The 6,627-nt window shown below is 47.1% G+C and carries 5 protein-coding genes; 2 read left to right on the forward strand and 3 right to left on the reverse strand.

What is annotated here, in order from left to right; all coding sequences use genetic code 11:
* Nucleotides 1–17: 17 nt before the first annotated feature.
* The 3 genes from SGI97_11065 to mtaB all read right to left on the reverse strand — a co-directional run bounded on the left by SGI97_11065 (nt 18) and on the right by mtaB (nt 4,145).
* Entirely contained in the window at nt 18–1,628 is a 1,611-nt protein-coding gene (locus tag SGI97_11065; protein ID MDZ4724422.1) for a flagellar hook-length control protein FliK, read from the reverse strand.
* Between the two features lie 4 nt (nt 1,629–1,632).
* Complete coding sequence (locus SGI97_11070; protein ID MDZ4724423.1) at nt 1,633–2,394, reverse strand: hypothetical protein; 762 nt, start codon at nt 2,392–2,394, stop codon at nt 1,633–1,635.
* A 251-nt stretch (nt 2,395–2,645) separates the two neighbouring features.
* On the reverse strand, nt 2,646–4,145 hold the full coding sequence (gene mtaB / locus SGI97_11075) for a tRNA (N(6)-L-threonylcarbamoyladenosine(37)-C(2))-methylthiotransferase MtaB (protein MDZ4724424.1): 1,500 nt from the start codon (nt 4,143–4,145) through the stop codon (nt 2,646–2,648).
* A gap of 188 nt (nt 4,146–4,333) precedes the next feature.
* Between mtaB and SGI97_11080 the strand changes: the two genes are divergently transcribed.
* A complete protein-coding gene (locus SGI97_11080) occupies nt 4,334–4,927 on the forward strand; it encodes a redoxin domain-containing protein (GenBank protein ID MDZ4724425.1) in 594 nt (197 codons plus the stop codon).
* Between the two features lie 398 nt (nt 4,928–5,325).
* The coding region (locus SGI97_11085) for a hypothetical protein (protein MDZ4724426.1) at nt 5,326–6,627 on the forward strand (1,302 nt) is incomplete at its 3' end.

The raw sequence follows: 6,627 nt of genomic DNA on the forward strand, positions 1-6,627 counted from the left end.
CGGTTTCCTCTCTGTCTCTATGCGACAAGATTAATTCCTGTGGAATTGATATAGCCATAAGCGATATCTCGGCTTTGCCCCGTGGAGGAGTGCGGAATGACATTGGCCGTTTCTTGATAATTACGGCGCAATCTGCTCATGGTCTGAAAATGGGCGCTCGCCTGTTCATGTTGGCGATTGAAAAACTGGCCGCCTGAATCGCCGTTGCGGAGATTGACTTCGAGATAATCCACTGCAATCCCGGCCTTGTGAAGCTGGCTGCTGAGTTGATCAAGCGAATTTTCGAGAACAGCCTTCGCCTGCACCGAATCAACAGTCACACGAGCGGTCAATTGCTCATTGCGGATGGATAAATGAAGTTTCGCCGGACCAAGATATTCAGGTTCAATGTGTAATAGTATCGATTGACCTTGAGTTTTGAGCGACGCAGCGGCATTCTCCGGCAGCGTAACGCGCGCTTGGGTGAGAAAAACCTTGGTGTCAATTCGTTCGGTGTTGCCTGAAATATGTTCTGAAGATGAAAGCTGGAACGTATTCAATCTATTTGAATCGGTTAAGGTACTGCCATTCATAACTGGTTCGTGGGTGAACAAATCTTGCTCGAAAGCTCTGGCCAGTCCTGTAGATGAATTGTTGAGCAGGGGGCTTTCATTGCGAATATTTTCTGAACTTGTGTTGGGATCGGTTTCTGTCTCACCTGACAATGTCTCATTGGCCAACTCTTTACTTGGATTGTTCACAATAATTGAAGAACTCTTCTCCAACTTCTTGACGACTACCTGCAATGGGTTTTCGTTTGTGATTTTCGATGTTACCACATGCGATGAAAGTTCCGGTGAGCCTGTCTCGTTCATCTCGGTTTCTACAGGTTGAATGTCAATAGCTTGCAGCTTCACGGAAGAGAGTAGGCTATTAATATGTGGGCTGTCAAACAATTGCGAACCCGACTGTACATTCGCAATGCTTGCAGTCAAATTCTGATGGTCAACGGCTTTTCCCATTGGGTCAGCAACCTCGAGCGGTGCCGAGATTGTAAAGTCATGATTTGCGCTCTCTGAATTCACATTCATCCGCACTCGATTGACGGAAATTTGCGTGTCAGTAATTTTGTAATCCCCTTTTTCCAGATTGGCAACCTGCATTGAAAATGGGCTGTGTGCGCTAAGGTCATTCAAAAGCGTCTGCGCGTTTGGCAAGGCATTGCTGAGTTCTCGACCAGAACCGGAAGTCATTGTTCCGGAAATGTCAGATGCATCTTCAATCACTGCCTGCGATAAAACCGTTTCTGTCTTTGCACGTGTCTGTTGTGGAAAACCATTTTGAAGCCCAATCAGAGAAAACGGATTGATTGACAGTGTCGATGAAATCAACTCAGGCGAGGCTGTTGCTTCAAGACTTGCAAATTCGTCAGACTCCGGCTCAGTCGTTACGTGTTCTAAGACTCTTACGTTATAGGAAAACTCATTTTCTGTTGGTAGGATGTCCTTTGTCGCGATTAACAACCCAAACAAATCACCAAAGCCCGCACCGGTTGTATTGATCTCCGAAGAAGTACCAACTCCGACAGGCGCTGTTTGCGCGATGCCGAAGAGAAGTGCTAAGGGTGTTTGTGGTTGTATGTGTGCCATATTCTTATTCTTCAGCGATGGTAATCATCTGTTGGGACAATGATGCCGCCCGCTGTGGTGGAAGCAGAGAAAGCACCTGTGAGGCATTTTTCTGTTTCATCCTTGGCAAAAGCGCGACCACTGTGGCATCTGAAAGATTTGCCGCAAGCCGCGCGACTGCAGTCGGGTCCATTCCGTCATACATTTTTGCAAGGTTATTTATACGAGCCGACTCGGCCTGTTCAATACGAGTAATTCTTGCTGAAACTGAACGCTCGACTTTTTCAATCTCTTTCTGCCGGGCAGACAAATCCTTGTCCCGGGCATCAAGCTGCGTCTGCTCTTTTGAAAACCAGTCAACTGCCCCAAGCGAATCTTCTTTTGAAAGCTGCGTCTGAGGCTGTAGCGCTGTCGGTTGCTCCGGGCGGAACTCAAGCATCTCAAGGTTCCTGCGTACTTCAGCCATAAGCGCGGCGGTGTCACCAAGTCCTGCTGGGTCTTCTTTTGAAATACCGAGCGAATCTTTGGACATAATTTGCAATTCTGCTATAGAGACAGGCGTCGTTACTTTTTGCTTAGTTGCAGTAGAATCAGCAAGCACAGTCTGGTCTCTCGGAGTGCTATCCTTCTGCAAAAAATGGAGAGCGCCGAATGTCGCGCCTGCTATAAGACCAAGCCCGGCAAATCCAAGAATGAGGATCTTGATAAACGCGCCTTTCTTGGCAGGCGATGTTTGGCCCGCTGTCGCGTTGGTGGTCTCTTTTTTGTCTACTTCTTTATCATTCATATATAATTCTTCCAAATGGCACTTTGCCGAAACTTCGTATTGCAAGGCCTGTGCCAACTGATCGCACACGGTCTTAACATATTGTTTGACAATCAATTAGATTTATAACTGGATTGGCTAAATGGAAACGCCTCAGCCAAGATCGGAAGCAATTTCCGGTCGATATGGAAAAAGTAGACAGAATTTGAATGCGATGAATCAGGACGAGCGAAATTGGGCAACGAAACGACAAACCGGCCTAGTCAACACTATCAGCCGATCAGTTCCCCTTCGACATGATCGTCATGTGCCGATCTGATTCGCATAGAAACGATCTCCCGCCCCCAGTGACGGCCGATGGGCATGGCAACTCTGATATAATTGTCAGCCACTCCGAACTGGCCGCCGCTGATTTGAGTCTTGTCCTCTGCGATAACGCTAAGCGTCTGGCCGATCTGTCTCTGATTTGCCTGGGCGCGAAGTCTCGATGACAGGCGGGTGAGGATTGCGTTGCGTTCTTTTATGATATCCGGCGAAATCTTGTTGAGCAGGTCAAACGAGTGTGTGCCGGAACGGTCGGAGTAGCTGAAGACATGTAGGTAATCGATCAAACCAGACTCTGCTACTTTGCATGTCTTCGCAAAATCCTTGTCGGTTTCACCCGGAAATCCTACAATGACATCCGCGCCAATAATAGTGTTGGGACGTGATTCCTTGATTGCAGTCGCGCGTTTAATATAGGCCGCTTGGTCATACGGTCTTCGCATCAGTCTCAGCATCCGCGATGACCCGGATTGAAGCGGCAGATGCCAATGGCGGCAAAGGCGATTGTCGCCTGCGGCATAGAGCCGAACCAAATCCTCGCGCACTGTCTGCGGCTCAATCGAAGAAATCCTCAGTCTTTCAATAGCCGTCTCATCGAGAATCAACTGAACAAGTTCCGCGAGATTGTTTATAGAAGGCTCACCTGTACGGTATGAATAATGGCCGACATTTATTCCGGTCAAAACTATTTCCCGAAAACCATGCGCGACCAACCCTCGAACTTCATCGATAATATCAGCAGGTCCTCGATTTGCGAGCCGTCCGCGCACTTGGGGAATAATACAAAACGAGCACCACTGGTTACAGCCATCGGAAACTTTCAACCAAGCCCGGTTATGACCAGTGAAATCCGCGACAGCGGTCGAGCAGTTCTTGTCAGGCTCCGCGGTAAACAGATCGGGCAGTGAGCCCGTCAAAATATTGGCAATATTTGTTTTCTCGCTGTTGCGGATTATGACATCGACACCGTTAAACCCTGCGACCGTTGCCGGGTCTTTGTCGACATAACAACCCGCCACCACAATTTTCGCCTCGGGATTCTGGCGCGCGGCTTTGCTTATTGCCTGACGTGAACTCGAATCGGCGCGGTGAGTCACAGTACACGTGTTTATAAGATACAGGTCGGCTTTTTTGTCCTCTTTAGCGCGGACAAACCCGAATGGATAAATCTTAGCCGCCATCTTTTCAGTCTCGTACTGATTAAGCCGACACCCGAGTGTGGTAAGCGAGATTTTCTTTGTCGCGGTCCTCTGCATGAACAAAATATATATTATAGGCTGTGCGGTCGCATAGACAAAACACTTCTCGGAAAATAGCTCTTGACATCTAATAACTTGGCTGCGTATCAATAGTACATCACCAGAGGATTGCGGCTGAAGGCATCTAAAACCGAAGGAAGCAATGACCGTAGGGAATGCTGAAAGCTCGCCTCGGAGAGGTTTGACCATGAACTTTTTAAGAGATTTTGTGCATAAAAGGCTCCACACAGGCCCGCTTGGCGGCTATATTAGTCGGCTCGGCTTCAAGATGCCCCCCCCCGCGATAATTCGCATTTATCCGCCATGGCGGACAGGTTCCATAATCACAATACTGTCGAATTCGTGCGGCAGAAGCACACTCACAAAGGAAAACTAAAATGAGAGTACCTAAGATAGTTCTTTGGACTACTGGTTTCTTAGTCGCTACTGTAGTAACTATAGTCGCTGGTTATTTTATTGGTAACGAAGTAGACCGTTACCGAAGTCAGAGAAGAACAGCTGAGCTTCGGGAAAAAGCGGGCAGCCATGAAGTTCAAATTCTGGCGAGGATGAAGACGATTGAAATCGGGGCTCCGCTATCAGATTTTGATGTTACTTTGATAGATGGGACAAGAACCACACTCCTGGCACTCGTCGACCAATCAAAATTAATAACATACTTTGAATATGGTTGCGATGCTTGTGTGGCAGAGCTTTCGGAACTCGGACAGGCATTGCAAGATGGTTTACCAAAGGAATCAGTCATTCTAATTTCTTATGATGATCCAAGCACTCTGGAAAGATTGCGAAAAGAATTCGGCCTCGACTGTCCCATTGTCTGGGATAGTGGCAGTATACTCAACGAAGCTCTCAATATCTACTCTTATCCGTTTAACATAGTCGTCAATGACTCGGGCCGGATAGAAGAGGTAATTATTAACCAGTTGCATAAGGAGGATTTTGAAGATATGGCAAACAAATTCGATTTCTGATTGGCGAATGTACGTTCGATCAATTATCTTCTAATTTCTTAGAAAAGAAAGTAGGTTTTATGAAGACACGTAAAATTATTGCTGGACTATTCCTATGTATGTGCTTCGGGCTTTCCTTTGGATTCGCCCTTGCGGAGAATGCCGCGGCTGACATTTGTATGGGTTGTTGCACATATGTAGCTCCAAGCGGAGAGACATGTTATGGACATCGTCTAACATCCGGATTCTGCGAAAATCGATGCTTCTCGAGTGGCTGTGCCGTAGGGCGATGTGATGGACCATGCCTCCACTTCTGCAGTAATTGATGCCATCATTCTGACTTCAACGGGTGTCGTCGTACCTGACGACACCCGCACTTACATGAGTAGCGTTAGGGATGCCACATAGGAAGCGAAAACATGTACGCCGTCTTCTATTATCTTATCATTGTTTCAGTTCTAATTGCTCTCTCAAACAATCCCAGAGCACAAGATGATCTCAACTATCGACGAGGAGTTCATAAGGAAGGGAACCTCCAAATTGTTCTGAACCACACAGGAGAATTTTTGACTGGCGGAGATAGCATCGTCGACCCGCTCACCGGGCGTTTACTCAATGGGCTCGGGTATCCGCGGTCTAGCGGTATCAGATACTTGAGCGGTCGTCTGACTGTGGGGGCAATCATCGACCAAGATACTCAGTGTGTGAGATTCGGTGGATATGAATTTCATCCCAGCCCGGCATCCAAGGGACTATTCAAATATTCCACTATAGATCCGCAAAACACATTGTTCTCCTCCGAGGCAAAATCTGAGCTTGATCTGGTTTGTGAATATGTGGACACAGGTTTACAGAACACGGGACCTATACTCCAGGGCAACGATCCTCTCCCCCATAAACCATTGGGAATCGGAGTAATTCAAAGGTCAATGTCTTGGACGGGACCGCACGTGGACGACTTCATTCTGATAAATTACTCATTTCAAAATATCTGCGCCAAAAAGCTGAGCAATGTTTTCATAGGGATAGAGTTTGAAGGATATCCAGAATATAATTACGAACTTTTCGATACAATTGGCGGTGGTCTTGCAGGATTTCTAAGGGATTGGAGTTCATCGGATGGATGTGAATTTCGTGACACGGTCGATCTTGCTTACATAATTGAGCAAGATGGCAATCCCGTTGCTGGCCAATTCACTGAGAAATCTCCACGTGGTGCGGTTGGAATAAAGTTGCTCAGAAGTCCCGAAAGTGTAAAGCGGCGCAACTTCAACTGGTGGGAATTTAATGGAGAAAGAGAGACTCCCGGCGGCTTTCCGCTTTTTTGGGGACCGCGCACGATTCCCCAGCCCGATGAGCGGTTTCGAAAACTTGGTCCACATCTTGGTCTTCCTTATGGAGATGCTAATTATTATTATCTTATGTCACACCGTGAATTTGATTACGACCAAATGTTCACCGCAGTTAATCATTCGGTAGATGGCTTTCTTCCTCCCCCGGAGAATGCGACAAATTATGCAGACGGTCAGCATCCGACGGTACTTTACTCCTTTGGTTCGTTTGATATGTCACCCGGCGATGTAGCCGAGTTTACTATAGCTATAGTTGGAGGGGATTCGATTCATGTCAATCCCGATGATTACAAAAATCTCTTTGATCCGGCTAATCCGACACCATACTATAATTCTTTAGACTTCTCACAGCTTGCCAACAATGCCCGG

This window comes from Candidatus Zixiibacteriota bacterium, from assembly GCA_034439475.1.
GTDB lineage: Bacteria > Zixibacteria > MSB-5A5 > GN15 > FEB-12 > JAWXAN01.